The organism is Pyramidobacter sp. C12-8 (assembly GCF_002007215.1).
Taxonomy (GTDB): domain Bacteria; phylum Synergistota; class Synergistia; order Synergistales; family Dethiosulfovibrionaceae; genus Pyramidobacter.
In genome coordinates this window covers 92,645-108,088 of record NZ_MUHX01000006.1, presented here as the reverse complement: position 1 = coordinate 108,088, position 15,444 = coordinate 92,645, and the positions used below count along the sequence as shown (strand labels likewise).

General features: G+C 61.7%; 13 protein-coding genes. 9 read left to right on the top strand and 4 right to left on the bottom strand.

Annotated elements, in window-relative coordinates; translation table 11 throughout:
- Positions 1-21 precede the first annotated feature (21 nt).
- Both prfB and B0D78_RS03765 read left to right on the top strand, forming a co-directional pair.
- A protein-coding gene (gene prfB / locus B0D78_RS03770; RefSeq protein ID WP_205948260.1) for a peptide chain release factor 2 occupies positions 22-1,117 on the top strand; the annotation gives its coding sequence in 2 pieces (ribosomal slippage) (positions 22-93 and positions 95-1,117; 1,095 coding nt in all).
- A complete protein-coding gene (locus tag B0D78_RS03765; protein WP_078015652.1) occupies positions 1,114-3,012 on the top strand; it encodes a SpoIVB peptidase S55 domain-containing protein in 1,899 nt (632 codons plus the stop codon). Before prfB ends, B0D78_RS03765 begins: the two co-directional genes overlap by 4 nt.
- A 216-nt stretch (positions 3,013-3,228) precedes the next feature.
- Here the strand turns inward: B0D78_RS03765 and B0D78_RS03760 are convergent, their stop codons facing one another.
- The gene (locus B0D78_RS03760) at positions 3,229-4,620 is read right to left on the bottom strand and encodes a sensor histidine kinase (RefSeq protein ID WP_078015651.1); all 1,392 of its coding nucleotides are present in this window, start codon (positions 4,618-4,620) and stop codon (positions 3,229-3,231) included.
- On the bottom strand, positions 4,617-5,264 hold the full coding sequence (locus tag B0D78_RS03755; protein WP_078015650.1) for a response regulator: 648 nt from the start codon (positions 5,262-5,264) through the stop codon (positions 4,617-4,619). The genes B0D78_RS03760 and B0D78_RS03755 overlap by 4 nt, the downstream gene beginning before the upstream one ends.
- 297 nt (positions 5,265-5,561) lie before the next feature.
- Here B0D78_RS03755 and B0D78_RS03750 point away from each other — a divergent pair, with 297 nt between their 5' ends.
- The 6 genes from B0D78_RS03750 to B0D78_RS12765 all read left to right on the top strand — a co-directional run bounded on the left by B0D78_RS03750 (position 5,562) and on the right by B0D78_RS12765 (position 10,495).
- Entirely contained in the window at positions 5,562-6,185 is a 624-nt protein-coding gene (locus B0D78_RS03750; RefSeq protein WP_078015649.1) for a hypothetical protein, read from the top strand.
- A 355-nt stretch (positions 6,186-6,540) separates the two neighbouring features.
- Positions 6,541-6,708, top strand: coding sequence for a hypothetical protein (locus tag B0D78_RS12770; RefSeq protein WP_168169991.1), 168 nt, complete (start codon positions 6,541-6,543; stop codon positions 6,706-6,708).
- 68 nt (positions 6,709-6,776) lie between these two features.
- Positions 6,777-7,286 (top strand): hypothetical protein, encoded by a 510-nt coding sequence (locus B0D78_RS13510; RefSeq protein ID WP_078015647.1) that lies wholly within the window; start codon positions 6,777-6,779, stop codon positions 7,284-7,286.
- 487 nt (positions 7,287-7,773) lie between these two features.
- The gene (locus B0D78_RS03735; protein ID WP_078015646.1) at positions 7,774-8,988 is read left to right on the top strand and encodes a hypothetical protein; all 1,215 of its coding nucleotides are present in this window, start codon (positions 7,774-7,776) and stop codon (positions 8,986-8,988) included.
- A gap of 86 nt (positions 8,989-9,074) precedes the next feature.
- Positions 9,075-10,250 carry an amidohydrolase gene (locus B0D78_RS03730; RefSeq protein ID WP_078015645.1) on the top strand — a complete coding sequence of 392 codons (1,176 nt, stop codon included), beginning with the start codon at positions 9,075-9,077 and terminating at the stop codon, positions 10,248-10,250.
- 83 nt (positions 10,251-10,333) lie between these two features.
- Complete coding sequence (locus B0D78_RS12765) at positions 10,334-10,495, top strand: hypothetical protein (RefSeq protein ID WP_168169990.1); 162 nt, start codon at positions 10,334-10,336, stop codon at positions 10,493-10,495.
- A gap of 33 nt (positions 10,496-10,528) precedes the next feature.
- Here the strand turns inward: B0D78_RS12765 and B0D78_RS03725 are convergent, their stop codons facing one another.
- Both B0D78_RS03725 and B0D78_RS03720 read right to left on the bottom strand, forming a co-directional pair.
- Entirely contained in the window at positions 10,529-11,728 is a 1,200-nt protein-coding gene (locus B0D78_RS03725; RefSeq protein ID WP_078015644.1) for a pyridoxal phosphate-dependent aminotransferase, read from the bottom strand.
- Between the two features lie 313 nt (positions 11,729-12,041).
- Complete coding sequence (locus tag B0D78_RS03720) at positions 12,042-13,811, bottom strand: sigma-54-dependent Fis family transcriptional regulator (protein ID WP_078015643.1); 1,770 nt, start codon at positions 13,809-13,811, stop codon at positions 12,042-12,044.
- Positions 13,812-14,120: 309 nt separating this feature from the next.
- On the opposite strand from B0D78_RS03720, the gene B0D78_RS03715 reads away from it, so the two are divergent.
- Positions 14,121-15,362 (top strand): four-carbon acid sugar kinase family protein, encoded by a 1,242-nt coding sequence (locus B0D78_RS03715; RefSeq protein WP_168169989.1) that lies wholly within the window; start codon positions 14,121-14,123, stop codon positions 15,360-15,362.
- Positions 15,363-15,444: the final 82 nt, after the last annotated feature.

Here is a 15,444-nt window from a genome sequence, read left to right as displayed (position 1 = left end):
TTTTCAGGAGGAATGAAACCGATGGCATTGATGCCGATCACCACGGTCATGGAGGAACTGCAGGCGCTGAAGGCCGAGCTGCAGGAAAGCCTTTGACCTGCCTGCGATAAGGAAGGACTGCGAAGAATTGCGCGCCGAAACGGCCGCGCCCGATTTCTGGTCGGGGGCCGACGCGCAGAAAGTTTCGGCCCGGCTGTCGCGACGCGAGGCCGATTTGGCCCGCTGGGACAAGATCGAACGGGAATTCGCCGATCTGCAGACGATCGCCGAGCTGCTGGGCGACGGCGAGGACGCCGAACTGACGAGCGAGTTTGGCGAACGCAGCGCGGCGTTCCGCCGCGAGATCGAAGACGAGCAGATGGCGCTGCTGTTGTCGGGCCCCTACGACCATTGCAGCGCTATTTTGAGCGTGCACGCCGGTTCGGGCGGGCTGGATTCGCAGGACTGGGCGGAAATGCTGTACCGCATGTACCTGCGCTGGTGCGAGGAGCGCCGTTTCAAGACGAAGCTGCTCGATTACCAGCACGACGAAGAAGCCGGTATCAAGAGCGCGACGCTGCTGATCCAGGGCGAGACGGCCTACGGCTATCTGCGCTCGGAGATCGGCGTGCACCGCCTCGTGCGCATCTCGCCGTTCGACACCAACAAACGGCGGCACACGAGCTTTGCGTCGGTGGACGTGTCGCCGCAGCTGCCCGACGACGTGGACGTGGAGATCGCGCCGGAGGATCTGCGCATCGATACCTATCGTTCCAGCGGCGCGGGCGGCCAGCACGTCAACATGACGGATTCGGCGGTGCGCATCACGCATTTGCCCACGGGCATCGTGGTCAGCTGCCAGAACGAGCGCAGCCAGCACATGAACAAAGCTACGGCCCTGTCGGTGCTGAAGTCGAAACTTTACCAGCGGGAGCTCGAGCAGCGGCATGCGGAGATGAGCGCGCTCGCCGGCGAAAAGAAAGAGAGCACGTGGGGCAGCCAGATCCGTTCCTACGTGCTCCAGCCCTACACGCTGGTCAAGGATCACCGTACCGGCGAAGAGACGGGCAACGTCGGCGGCGTGCTCGACGGGGGGCTCGATCCTTTTATTTTGGCCTATCTGAGGTGGGCGCGATGAAACGATTTTGGGCGGTTGTGGGCGCAGCGCTGGCGCTGTGCGTTCCGGCTGCGGCGGAGCCTTTTGCGCCGACGGAGCCGATCATGCCGCTGGCGCAGGTGCGGGCGGGCATGAAAGGGTACGCGAAAACGGTCTTTTCCGGCAGCAGGATCAAATCGTTCCCGGTCGAAGTGCTGGGAGTCGTCAGCAAGAAAGACCGCCCCTCGAAGCTGATCCTGATCCGCGCCTCCGGTCCGGACATCGACAGGGCCGGCGGCATGGCCTCGGGCATGAGCGGTTCGCCGGTGTACGTGAACGGGCGGCTGATCGGCGCGTTTTCCTTCGGCTGGGATTTCGGCGATCCGAAGATGGGGTTGGTGACGCCGATCGAACAGATGATGGAGCTTTTCGATTATCCGAGCCGCGCTCAAAAGCTTGCGAGCGTGCGTCCGCTGCTCTCGAAAAAGAAGGATACCGAGCTGGAACGGCGGTTCAGCGAACTGTACGACCAGTACGCGCGGAACGCCGCGAAGAAAGCGGACGGCGTTTTGGCGCCGACGCCGGCACATCGGGCGATGAAGGAAAAGTCGGTTCCCGATTTCGAGTTCTCGCTGCCGCAGGATATCGCCGCCGCGGAAGCCGAAGAACTGACTCATAGGGAGCCGGCGGTCGCCGAGACCACGGCGAAAATGTACGCGACGGCGGATGGACTCAGCCGCCGCGCGCTGAAGAAACTCGGCGACCGGCTCGGCATGCGCGTGGTCGAGGGCGGTTCGGGCGACAATACGGCGGTGTCGGAAAAGGCCAAGCCGCTCAAGCCGGGCGACGCCGTTTCGGCGATGCTGGCCTGGGGCGACGTGGCGCTCGACGTCAGCGGCACGCTGACGGCCGTGGACCGCGACGGACGCTTCATTGCCTTCGGCCACAGCTTCAAGAACTGGGGGGCCGTGGCCTACCCGCTGGCGAAAAGCGAAGTCTACGGTGTCATCGGCAGCTACGAGTCGCCGTTCAAGCTGACCGCGTCGCAGCGCCTCGTCGGCACGGTGACGCAGGATCGGCCGGAGGGCATCGCCGGCTGGCTGGGGCGCTTCCCGCCGGCGGTCTCGGTGCGGGTGGAAATCGAAGATCTCGACAGCCGCCGTACGGTGGTGCGCCGTTTTCAGATGATCAACGACGAGCACGCCGTGGTCTCGCTCTTGCCGGAGCTGCTTGCGGGACTGGCGGACCGCGAGCTGGCGCGCGAGTCGGGAGGCACCGTGCGTTATGACGTCACCGTCACGGGCGACGGCATGCCCGACGACTGGAGCGTGAACGACGTGGTGGTTGCCGACGAGGACGTGATGAGCGACGCCGTGTCGCCGCTTGCGGCGCTGGTGTCGAACGTGGTCGGCAATCCCTATCGGAACGTCAGCCCCGTGGGGCTGAAGATCAAGCTGTCGGCCTCGTCGCAGATCCGCAAGCTGATCATCGAGAGTCTCAGCGTCGACCGCAGCGAGGCGGCTCCGGGCGATACGGTGACGGTGACGGCGACGCTGCGCCCGTGGCGTCATCAGCCGGTGATCCGCAGTTTCACGCTGAAAGTTCCCGAGGATGCGGCGGGCGGCTACACGGTTGCGCTTCGGCAAGGGAATCCCGCGCCGACGGACGATTCGAACGACGAGCCGCCGGTGACCGATCGCCGTCTGTCGTCGTTCGAGCAGCTGCTGTACGAGCTGCAGACGCGCGAACGGAGCTGCGAGGTGATCGTGGAGCTGGTCAGCCAGGATGATTCGGGGACGCACAGCGAATTCCCCGGCGAAGTCCGCCGCCGCAAAATGCGCGAAGGCTCGATGCGGATCTTCCGCTCCGATTACGTGGTCGAAGGCAGCCTGCAGGTGCCGCTGACCGTGCTCGAACCGAAAAAGAAACGTTCGTGAGCGGCGGAGAACGACGGCCGCCGCGGAGAACCCGAAGATCGGTCACGAAGGAACCGGAAAAATTCCAATGAAAGTAATGCAGAAAGCCTGTCGATCGCTTGATCGGCAGGCTTTCTGCATATGGGCGGTTCTGTACGGACGTTCCATATCATATTCTTTTGAATTTTTTTCTTCGCTCCACCGCTTCTCCGTGACGGCTTTTGTTTGAAAACATGCTCATCGTCCGGCGGGGATATCGACGGTGACCAGCGTGCCGCCCTCGGGGCGGGGGCGGATGGAAAACGACGCGCCGATCAGCGCGGCGCGTTCGTTCATGCTGGCGATGCCGCGGTGCCCCTGCACGCGCAGGACTTCGGGATCGAATTCGCGGTCGATGCCGGAGCCGTCGTCGGCGATGGTGAGTCGACAGCCGTCGCCGCAAGTCAGCTTGACGTCCACGGCCGCGGCGTGCCCGTGCCGGGCGGAGTTGGCCACGGCTTCCTGGACGATGCGGCACAGCGCCAGCACCTCCTTTTCGCTGAGCGCGTCGACGCAGCCTTCGACGGCAGCCGTGACGGCGACGTTGTGGATGCGGCTGAGACGATTGGAAATCTCCTCCAGGGCGCGCATGGCGCCAAGGCTGAGCCACGGCGGCGAGAGCCGGTCACAGACGTCGCGCATCTCCTGTACGGCGGTGAGGGCGGCTTCCTGCGCGGCGGCAAGGTGTCCGCCGACGCGTTCGCGGTCGATCTCAGGCCTGCCCAGGCCGCGCAGCGCGAGCTGAATGCGCTGGATCAGCGACGCCACGGTCTGCAGCGGGCTGTCGTGGATCTCGCGGGCGAGGCGGGTGCGTTCTTCTTCCTGAGTGCGCACGATGTCGCCGACGTAGTTCTTCTTTAAAATCTCGCGGTCGACGGCGCTGACCGACAGTTCCGAGAGGGCTTCCTGCATGTTCTGCAGTTCGGGCAGCGGCGGTCGGGAACCGGCGCGCAGCACGTCCCGCCCCCAGTGCAGCGTTTCCACCTGCGCGGCAAGACGGCGCAGCGGCGTCACGCACCAGCGCCACAAAAGCCAGATACCGATCAGGGCGATCGCGCTGACGCCGATGGTGATGAACTGCTGCAGAAAGACGAGATCGCGCATCGGCCCGGGGACGAGGAACTTGGAGATGACGACGACGACGACGCGGATGCCGTCGGGATAAGGATAGACGGCCGCAGCCGAGGGCGGATGCGGATCGATCTGCACGGAGAGCAGCTGCATCTCGCCGCTGGCGAACGCGCGGTTGACGGCGAGCGCCAGCTCGGGCGTGATCTTGCTGCCGGGCGAGCCCTGCAGCTTGATCCCCCCCGGTCCGACGGTGGCGATCCAGCCGGGCACGGGCGGACCGAGCGTGAGCATTTTCAGGAACAGCCCCATGCGCCGGTGGCGCTGCAGCGGCGATTCGTTGCTCGCGCCGCTTTCCTCGCGGACGATGCTGCGCGCCAGACTCTGAGCGTAGCGCGACGCCATGCCCGCCATGGCCCGCTGCTGCCGGTAAAGGCCGAAACCGGAAAAAAGCAGCGCGGACAGCGTCGGCACGAGGATCATCATGAGGATGGCGGGGAGCAGCCAGCGGCGTTTCCTCATGAAGGAAGTTCCCCTTCAAGCAGTTCATCGACGAGGATCACGCCGTTTTTCAGGGCGATGATCAGGGCCTCGGTCTTGTTCTTGGCGCCGAACTTGGCGTAGACGGAGGAGAGATGGGCCTGAACGGTGCGTTCGGTGATGAACAGCTTCGCCGCCACTTCTTTGACGGGAAATCCCTGGGACGAAAGCAGCAGCACTTCACGCTCGCGCGGCGAGAGCGGTTCCAGTTCGTTCGACGCGGAGTCGACGGAGTTGGCGATGGCGGAATCGAGATAGATGCCGCCGCCGATCACCGACTGCAGCGCCTGCGTCAGCTCCATGACCGCCGACGTCTTGACGATGAAACCGCGCGCGCCGGCCGAAAGCGCCGCCACGATGTACGGCTGGGCGTTGTAGGCCGTGAGCATGATGACCTTCGTCGGCAGCTTGGCGTCCTTGACTTTGCGGGCCACGGTGATGCCGTCCATTTCCGGCATGCGGATGTCGAGCAAGGCCACGTCGGGTTTGAGCTTTTCGATCATTTCCCAGGCCTGTTTGCCGTCGGACGCCTCGCCGAGCAGATTGAGACCTTCTTCTTCGTTAATGAGCGCCGCCAGCCCGGCGCGGGTGAGCGGATGGTCGTCGGCCAGAACGATTGAGATCATGTGAAAGAACCTCCCGTTTCATGATGGAGTCGCTATCCGGTACTGCGCTTATTGTATCGCCGGAAAATCGGATTGGGAATGGGAATCTGTACAATCTTTTGTGACAGCGGGTTTGAACCGTCAAGGACAGCGCGCAAAAATTTCCTGTGAGAATCCGCAGGCGGAGGATTGATGAATCCTTCAATGCGCGGCGGGCGCTTTTCAATTATACTCAGGACACGTTCGAGGGAGAACGCGAGAGAGGTTCCCCTGCGGCGCGTTCCATGAAAAGACATTTATAACAGGAGGCCATGCAAAATGAAAAAAACGCATCGTGTTCTCGGCGGTCTGGCGATCGCGATCCTTGGCAGCGCGGCGGCGTGGGCTGTTCCGCCTCGCCCCGGCCGGGAAATCCACGGCGGTCCCGGCATGCCCCCGCCACTGCGGATACAGCGCTGGGAAACTGACAGGCGTATCTCTGAGAAGGCGCCTGAGGAAATCAAAAACGCTTTTGCGGAGATGAAAAGCCTGAAGAAAGACCTTCGCCTCGAGCTTGGCAAGGATAAGCCCGACTCGGCCAAGGCGCTGGAGATGCTGAAAAAGTCCGAGGAACTGCACGCCAAGGTGCGCGAGTGGGAAGTGAAGCAGATCCTTGAGGGCAACGCGCCCAAACCCGACGGCCGCCGGCATCGCGGCGGTTTCAGGGGACACGGCCCCGACGGCCGTCTCGCGCCTGCCGCGCCCGGGTTCGGTCCGCACGCTCCGGCGCCGGTGGTTCCGCATTATTATATGATGCCGATGATGCCTTACTCCGTGGCACCGATGTACCACTGCCCTTGCATGACGATGGTGTCGCCGGTGTCCCCGCAGGACGCGCCCGCGGCGCCCGCCGCCGAAGCTCCGGCGGCCGAGGATGCCGTTTCTCGCGCAGACGGGGTTTGATGACGGAAGGGCGGAGAATCCGTCCGTGTCCTCTGCTTGAAGAAGGGAATGAGTTTTGATGAAAGCCACACGCGCTCTGTTTGCTTCGCTGCTTTTGGGATCTTTTGTCCTCTCGTCCCCGGCGGCGACTTTTGCAGCCGTCCGCGGCGACGTCGCAGCAGAAAACATGTCGCCGCGGAGCGGCGCTGATCGTCCGGCACCGCCTCGTCCGATGCCTGCGCCTGACCGTCCGGGGCCCGATCGTCGGCGACCTGCGCCGGATCGTCCGGGCTCCCGCCGTCCTACGCCCGCTCCCAGCCGACCGATGCCCGGTCCGAATCGTTCAGGAACGAACCATCCCGGGCCAGACCGTCCGATGCCAGGACGACCTGCACCTCAGCCTCCCGCACGCGGAGGCTATAATCCTCCTCCCCCTCCGCCCCGTCGTGATCGTCATCACGACGACCACGACGCGCTGAAAGTCGGCGGCGCCATGCTCCTTCTCGGAGTGCTGATCGGCGCGGCCGCCAACAGCGGCGACTGATACTTCCCGAAATCTAATTCTCCAGTGTCCCGCGGACACTGAACTATTGCAGACAAGGAGGTTTTTCCATGTATAAGAAAAGACTGGCCGGCGTCGTTCTTGTCGCTGCGGCTGTCGTCGTCCTGAGCGGGGCGGGAACAGCCGGTGCCGCCTCGAAGAAAAGTGCCGTATCCCAGATTGCTGTTCCGCGCCGCGGCCCCGGCGGTCCGGGCTTCCGTCCCGCGCCCCCGCCGCCTCGTCCCGGTGGTCCGGGCTTCCGTCCCGCGCCTCCGCCCCGTCCCGGCGGTCCGGGCTTCCGCCCCGCGCCTCCGCCGCCCCGTCCCGGCGGTCCGGGCTTCCATCCCGCGCCTCCGCCGCCTCGTCCCGGTGGTCCGGGCTTCCGTCCCGCGCCCCCGCCGCCCCGTCCCGGCGGTCCGGGATTCCATCCTGCGCCCCCTCCGCCCCCGCCTCCGTACGGGCACCGTCCGCCGCCCCCTCCGCCTCCCCGGAGATATCATCGTCATCGCGACCGCGACGATCTGTTCGTTGTGGGCGGCGCCATGTTGCTGCTCGGAGCGATCCTCGGCGGCGCGAACTGAACTCCTCCTCGAATCGGCAGCTCAATGAACGGCTCCCGGCAGGAATCCTGCCGGGAGCTTTTTATGGAGCTATCATACTATTTTTCTTGATTGGAATACTGAAGAACAAAGGCGCTCCGAGGAAGATTCACAAAACGAACGACGCAGTCGAGATCGTCCTGAGCGGGCGCTGGGCGCTTGCAGTTAAGCTGTTCCATTAAGAATTGGTATCACAACATTTGCAAACGGGAAGGAGAACGCTCGAGGAAGTTATGTTTTCTTTGTTTTCGCCGAGGGACGATGAATCTGTTTTGCCGAAAAAAAGTAAGCGACGGCGCAGAAAAAATTTGCAAAATTTCTTCGCGGACGGTATACTTACTTCCATCTACAGGCAATCGGCCCATTTGGACTGATTGTGGCGATGTGTTCCGAAAAAAACTTTTGTTCCGGGGGGACGGAAAGGTTTTTCGGCAAAATCTTGTGTGTCGAGAAGGAGCGAGAAGAGATTATGCTTGAGTTCTTTAAGTACAATTTCATGGCGGCGTTTGCCATCTGCGGTCTGATGTACGTCATCGGCGAATGGGTTTCCACGATCACAAAAGCCTGGGTTCCCTCGGTTTTCGTCACGGCCTGCCTGATGCTGCTGGGGTACTGGCACGGAGTGCCTCACGATCTGGTCACCAATTCGGTGCTGATCCCCTTCGGCGCGAGCACGGGCATTTTCCTGCTGCTGGTGCACATGGGCACGATCATCAGCTTCAAACAGCTGATGGAGCAGTGGAAGGTCGTCGTTGTGGCGTTGGCCGGTCTGGCTGGCATGTGCCTTGCCGGTTACTTCGTCTGCCCGTTGTTCATGGATCGCAGCTTCGTCATCGCCGGACTGCCGCCTCTGACGGGAGGCATCGTCGCCGCTTCGATCATGCAGCAGGCGGCCATCGCCAAGGGCATGACGGCCGTCGGCGTGTTCGCCATCGCCATGTACTGCGTACAGGGTTTCGCGGGCTATCCTCTGACGGCGATCTTCCTCCAGAACGAAGGGCGCCGTTTGATCAGGAACTTCCGCGCCGGCAAATCCGACGCCAACGGCGTCACGGAAGAGCAGGCCGTTCTGGCCGCTGCCGCGGTGCGCCGCAAGTTGCTTCCTTCCGTGCCGAAGAAATTCGATTCGGCCGTGGTGGTGCTGCTCAAACTGGGGATCGTCGGCTATCTCGCCACAGTCATGGGCGGCGTCTCCTTCGGTCCCGTCGGCAAGATCAGCGGCGCGATCTGGTGCCTGCTGCTCGGCGTGCTGTTCACGTCGATCGGCTTCCTTGACGAGAATTCGCTGACGAAATGCAACTCCTTCGGCATCGTCATGTTCGCGCTGATGATGTACATTTTCGACGGCCTGAAGGACTGCACCCCCGAGATGCTCAAGTCCATCATCCTGCCCCTGGTGCAGCTGATCGTTACCGGCGTTTCCGGCCAGTTGTTGTTTGCCTTCATCGCGGCGAAGATCGTCAAGCTCTCCGTCCCGCTGGCGTTCTCCGTTTCGCTGACCGCCTTGTACGGCTTTCCCCCCAACGCCGTCATCACCGAGTCGATCTGCAGGGCTCTGGCCGAAAACGACGAAGAGCACGATTACCTGTCGGGCATCCTCATGCCGGCCATGATCGTCGGCGGCTTCGTCACCGTTACGATCACGTCCGTCTTCGTGGCTGGGATCTTCGAGAAGCTGTTCTAAACGGAGTGCAATAGGTGCGCGGAAAGCTGCCAGGCTATGGTCTGACAGCTTTCCGCGTCGGAAGCGATTGAAAGGAGAAATGCATTATGGACGTCAAAGCTCTTGCCGACAAGTACGAATCCTACATCGTCGAACGCCGCCGCTATTACCATTCCTGCCCGGAACTGTCGGGCGAGGAGAAGGAGACGCGCGCGCAACTCCGCCGCGACCTCGAGGCCATGGGCGTCACCGACATCAGAGAGTTGAAAAACTGCTGCGGTCTGACGGCCACGATCCACGGCGGCCATCCCGGCAAAACGGTGGCGCTGCGCAGCGACATCGACGCGCTGCCCGTAAAGGAGCAGACCGGTCTGCCGTTCGCCTCGAAAAACGAGGGCAAAATGCATGCGTGCGGCCACGACAACCATATGGCCATGCTGCTGGGCGCGGCGCAGATCCTCAACGAGGTGAAAGGCGAGCTGCACGGCGACGTGCGCCTGATCATCCAGCCCGCCGAAGAAGTGGCCACCGGCGCCAAGGCCATGCTCGCCGAGGACGCGCTGGACGGCGTCGAGGCCATTTACGGCGCTCACATCTGGGGCGTGCTGGGGAGCGGGCTGATCGACGTGACGCCGGGCAATCGCATGGCCTGCTGCCACCAGTTCAAAATCACCGTCACGGGCGTGTCGGCCCACGGTTCGGCCCCGCATCTGGGCATCGACGCCATCACCGTTTCGGCGGCGATCGTCAATAACCTGCAGCAGTGCGTGTCGCGCATGAACGACCCGCTCAATCCCCTCGTGCTGACGGTGGGCACGGTGCACGGCGGCGACCGCTGGAACTGCGTGCCCCGCGAGGTGGAAATGGAAGGCACGGTGCGCACTTTCAAAGCCGATACCTCGGTGGAAGAGGCCATGCGCCGCGTCATTGCCGACACGGCCTCGGCCTTCGGCGCTACGGGCACGCTCGAATACAAGTATCTGACCCTGCCCGTGATCAACGAGGACGAACAGCTGAACCGCATTGCCCATGACGCCGTAGTCAAACTGTACGGCGAGGAAAGCGTCGGGCACATGCCCACGATCATGGGCAGCGAAGATTTCTCGTGGTTCGGCGAAAAATGCCGCTGCATCTTCGGCTTCATCGGCAGCCGCGACGAGGAAAAGGGCTACGTTTACACGAATCACCAGGAGAAATACGACGTGGACGAGAGCGTCCTCAAGCGCGGCAGCGCCGTGATGGCTCAGTTCGCGGCGGATTTCCTGGCCGAAACGGCGCGCTAGGAGGTAAAACGAGAGACGCCGCGAAAGCGGAAAGAGGATCGCAGAGAAAGCTCGCAGGACGTTTTTCTTAGGAGAAGTCCCGCGTGAAACGTTCGATGCCGAACGTCAAAGAGGCGGCCCGCCGGAACACGTCGGCGGGCCGCCTCTTGTCTGGCCGCAACGGAGAAGATGAAATGGAGGCGAGGCGCATGAAGTTCGAGGCCGTCATGGCGAAAACGGAAGACGCTTTCACCATGGAAGTGTGACAGGCGTCCGGCGCGGCTTTTCACGGGAGCGGTCTACGCCAGCAGTTTCGTGCCGGGATAGGCCTTCAACCCTTCGCCGAGGATGGCGATGGCGCGGGTGAGATCGGCGCAGTTGAGCACGTAGGCCAGGCGCGCTTCGTCCCTGCCGAGGCCGGGCGTGGCGTAAAAGCCGCTGCCGGGCGCGAACATGACGGTCTCGCCGTGGGAGTCGAAGTGTTCCAGCAGCCAGATCGCAAACTTTTCGGCGTCGTCGATGGGCATTTTGATCATCACGTAGAAAGCGCCCTGCGGCGACGAACAGGCGACGCCGGGGATTTTGGCGAGCTCGCGCTGGAGCGTGTCGCGCCGCCGGCGGTACTCGGCGTTGACGCCGTCGAGATAGCTCTTCGGCGTGGCGTAGAGCGCGGCGGCGCCGATCTGTTCCAGCTCGGGACAGCACAGGCGGGCCTGGCAGTATTTCATGATCTGGACGCAGAAATCTCTGTTGCGGCTCAGCAGCGCGCCGATACGCGCGCCGCAGGCGCTGTAACGCTTGGAAAGCGAATCGACGAGCACGAGATGCTTGTCGAGCTCCGGCATGGCGCCGAAGCTGCGGTACGAAGCTCCGTAAACGAACTCGCGGTACACTTCGTCGGCGATCAGCGCCAGATTGTGGCGGCGCACGACGCGCGAGATCAGTTCCATCTCCGCGGGCGTATAGACGCGCCCCGTGGGGTTGCCGGGATTGGTCAGCAGAATGGCTTTGGTGCGCGGCGTGATGCTGCGCTCCACGTGCGCTTCTTCCGGCAGCGCATAGCCGTTTTCGACATGCGTCGTAATGGCGCGAACGGTGATGTTGAGCGCCCGGGCAAGCGCGTTGTAATTGGCGTAAAAGGGCTCGAAAACGAGGATCTCGTCGCCGGGGTCGCAAAGCGCCATCATGGCGATCAGCAACGCTTCCGAGCCGCCGTTGGTGATGGTGATCTGTTCGATGCCGTAATCCATGCTCCAGCTCTGGTAATAGGCGCGGATCGCTTCGAGCAGGCGCGGATTGCCGTGCGAGTCGCCGTAGGCGATGACTTTTTTGTCGAAGCGGTGGATTGCCTCAAGAAAGCCGGCGGGTGTTTCGATGTCGGGCTGACCGATGTTCAGATGGTAGACTTTCTTGCCTGCGGCCTTTGCCGCGGCGGCGTAGGGAGTCAGCTTTCTGATGGGGGACGCGGACAGGCTGCTGATTCGTTCTGAAATGATCATTGTCAATTCATCTCCTTCGGAATTTGGTGAACAGCGGCGCGAAGAACCCGGCCTTCGCATGCGTGTTCCTTGTGAAATAAACGTGCTTCATAGTGCCTCGAGAAATCGAACCGTCCTGACACAATATAGCAGCTGATACTATTTCTTGATAGAAAGCGTTAACGTGGTCTACTGGGCGCTGCGAGCGACTGAACTCCCTCGCAGCGCCCTTGCGTTTGGCATTTTAATCGAGAACCAGTATGACAAACTGGAAGGCATCGTATCCGAGATTTCCGCCGCGGCGTTCTTCAAAACGCGGCGGCGTTATGCCGGATCACCTGAGCATCCGCCACAGGGTGCTTCTGCTGATGCCAAGGCGTTTGGCGGTTTTCGTCTGGTTCATGTTCTCCTGCGCGAAAATTGCCGTGACGATCTCCCTGACGATCTCGTTCAAAGGACGGTTCAGGTTAAAAGCGGCCGCAGCGGTGGGGAGCAGCTGATGACGCTCCTCCGCCAGAACCTCTTCCGTCGCGCTGGCGGAAATGTAGGACATCTTGGCGGAGACCACGAGACAGCGCACCACTCTGACGAGCTGGTCGATGTTCCGCTCCCAGGGAAACTTTTGGAGCAGCAGCATGGCTTCGGGCGTGAACCCCACGACTTGGGTGCCAAGCCGGGCGTTCAGCGAGTTGATGTAAAGCCCTACCAGGGTGGGAATGTCGCCGCTGTGCCGTCGTAGAGGCGGGATTTCGACGGTAAGGCAGGAAAAGATTTCCCTGAGATAGATGAAGAAGCTGTCGCGCTCGGTGAAGCCGTCGCCGAGAGAACAGGAAAGGATGAACTTGTTTCGGCACGCAACGGCGGTGTTCCCGAAATAGTTTTCCAGCCTCAGGCGCTGTTCGGGCGGAATGCGTTCGACGCAGCGGATGTAAAAGGTGAGACCGTTGTCGCGGAGCGGGGAGTTCTCGTTTTCAAGCAGATACTCCCAGTGAGATTCCGTCATCATCCTGCAGTCGATACGGACCAAGGAGCTGCGGCGCCGTCTGCTGTGAGCGTAAATATAGTGAGCGAAACGGTCTTTCCCGGTCCCGGGTTCGCCCACCAGAAGCACCGGCTGGTCGATGGCGGCGCAACGGTTGATGCGGTGAATGACCTTTTGCATGATCTCGCTCTCGCCGAGAAAATTTTCGAAAGGCGCCGTCTGAAGGGCTTCCTCCGGATCGTAACACCGCAGCGCCTTGTTGCCAAAGGGTTCCGCGTAAGGCTGCCGCGTCAGCGTGTAGACGCAGTAGTTCCGTTCCCTCGAGACAAGGGCTTTGCCTTCGATGGAAACTCGCTGCGCGTCAAGGCGTCGGACGAGATGCAGGTTCTCTCCGGAAAGAATCGAGGGGACATTTTTTTCCAAGGTGGAACGAAGTTTCTGCGGGATATCCTTCAGTGTGGAGAAGCAAAGTTCCCGGCGGTCGCCAAAGACGATCAGGTTGTCGTTGAGGCTGTTGAGCAGGGAATCGAGAAGATTTTTGCTTTCCTGCAGGTCGCGGTAATAACTTTGCAGGTGCAGCGCCCTTTGGAACGCGTCTTCGATGCTTTCCATGCCTGAGGTGACCAGGATTCCGTTCATATCGAGCTTTTGGGCGATGATGGCGGTGATCGTGTCGCCGACGACGATTCGGCGCCCTTCCTTTTTGAGTTTTTCGAGCTGTTCTCGCGCTTCGTCGGCGCTGTGGATGGTGATCACGGGAGTCGTGTACTGAAGCAGGTCGCAGAGCGACGAGGCGTTTTTTGTGATGCTCGGGTAGCCCATGATGGCAAAGTCGTCGGAGAAATTGCGGGCCAGCCGGATGGCCCGCAGGATGTCGCAGACCGAGAGATCGATCTCGCAGACGGGAATGGAGAAATGCCTGCGGATCTCTTCGGCCGTGCCTCCTCGTGAGATGATGGCGTCGATGCTGGATTCGAGGTGCTCCGAAACGGCTCTGACGCCGTCGGCCAGATCGCCGACGCGGATCACGAGCTCCAGGTCGCTGCGGCGCGCGGCAATGTTCATCATGACGTCGCGCATTCCTTCGTAGGGGGCGATACAGAGCAGACGAACCTTTTTCAAAATACGACACCTCCCAGGTCAGTATGTTTTATTCTAACACAAATTTCGGAAATGGACGAAAACGGAACGGTCCTGCGATTTTATGAGCATGGCTGAGCGGCGGCGCGGAACGCTCGAGCGAAAGCGCGCATTCCAGGCGAGGCCGTGATCGTTTTTCCTTCTTGTTTCAAAATAAAACACATCGTCGAAAAGAGTTTCATAATGAAACTGAAAAAAGAATATCCGCTCTTGTTTACGAAATATTTTTTTCTTATGCTTTTGCGTAGGAAACGAAAACAAGAGAAAGAATCGTTGAAGGGAGCTGACGATATGCTTCGACTGCTGATACTGGCCGACGATTTTACGGGGGCGCTCGATTCGGGGGTACAGCTGGCTCAATGTGGAGCGCACACTCACGTGACGACCAATCTGGATGTCTCCTTCGATGCTTGGAAGGACGACGCCAGGGAATCTGTCGTCGTTGTCGACACGGAATCGCGCCACATCGATCCGCGGCGGGCCTTCGAGATCGTCCGCGACATCGCCGGACGTGCCGTGAAAAGCGGCGTTCCCGTGATTTACAAGAAAACCGACTCGGCACTGCGCGGCAACATCGGGGCAGAGCTGGAAGGCGCTCTGGCCGGCAGCGGAGCGACGCGCCTTCTGTTCGTCCCTGCGTATCCGAAATTGAAGCGCCTGACCCTTGGAGGGATTCAGTACATTGACGGCGTCCCCGTGAGCGAGAGCGTTTTCGGCCGCGATCCCTTCGATCCCGTAAGGGAATCGTCGGTGGCGAAGATCATCGGACTTCAAAGTACCCTTCCCGTGGTATCGGTGGCGGAGGGAGCGCCGATTTTGGCAGCGGAACGTCGGGAGATTCTCGTTTTCGACGCTTCGTCGGACGAAGCCTGCGTGGCCATCGCAAGACAGCTTGGAGAGATCAGGGAGACCACCGTTTTGGCTGGCTGCGCCGGGTTCGCGGGGCATCTGCCGCAGCTGCTTGGCCTGCGTCGTCCCCTTCCGCCGGTGACGCTTGAGGCGCAGGGACTTCTGGTGGTTTCGGGAAGCCTGAACCCGATCACGACGGCTCAGCTGGAATACGCGCGCAGTTCGGGTTTCGACGCCTATCGGCTCACCTCGTCGCAGATGCAGGAGGGGATTCCTGCAGGCCCCGAGGGCGACAGGATATTGGACGATATTGCGACGCTTTACGGGCGGAACAAGCGGCTTCTTTTGTACGGCGCGCCGCCGGAAGAGGGGGTGGGTTCCGTCGCTTTGGAAGAAAAGAGCCGCGCCGTGGCCGGTCACCTCGGCGAGCTGGTTCGGCGACTGTACCGCCGCGGTCTCAGGGGCGTTTTCGCCGTGACCGGCGGGGATATCCTGAGCGGCGTGCTGGCCCACATGGAATGTTCGCGTATGCGCCCTCTTTGCGAGATCGAATCGGGCGTGGTGCTTTCCCGCGCCATCCTTCCCGAAGGCGACGTGATGATCGTTTCCAAATCGGGGGGAATGGGATCTCGCGAGGTCTTCGTGAACGTGGCCGACTTTATTGAGCGGCACCGCGCGTCCTAGGACCTCGTGGCTTCGAGCATGAACCACCGGCGTCGGCGACAGAGGCGTCCGTGCCCCCAACGACATTCGGGAGGCCTGTCGG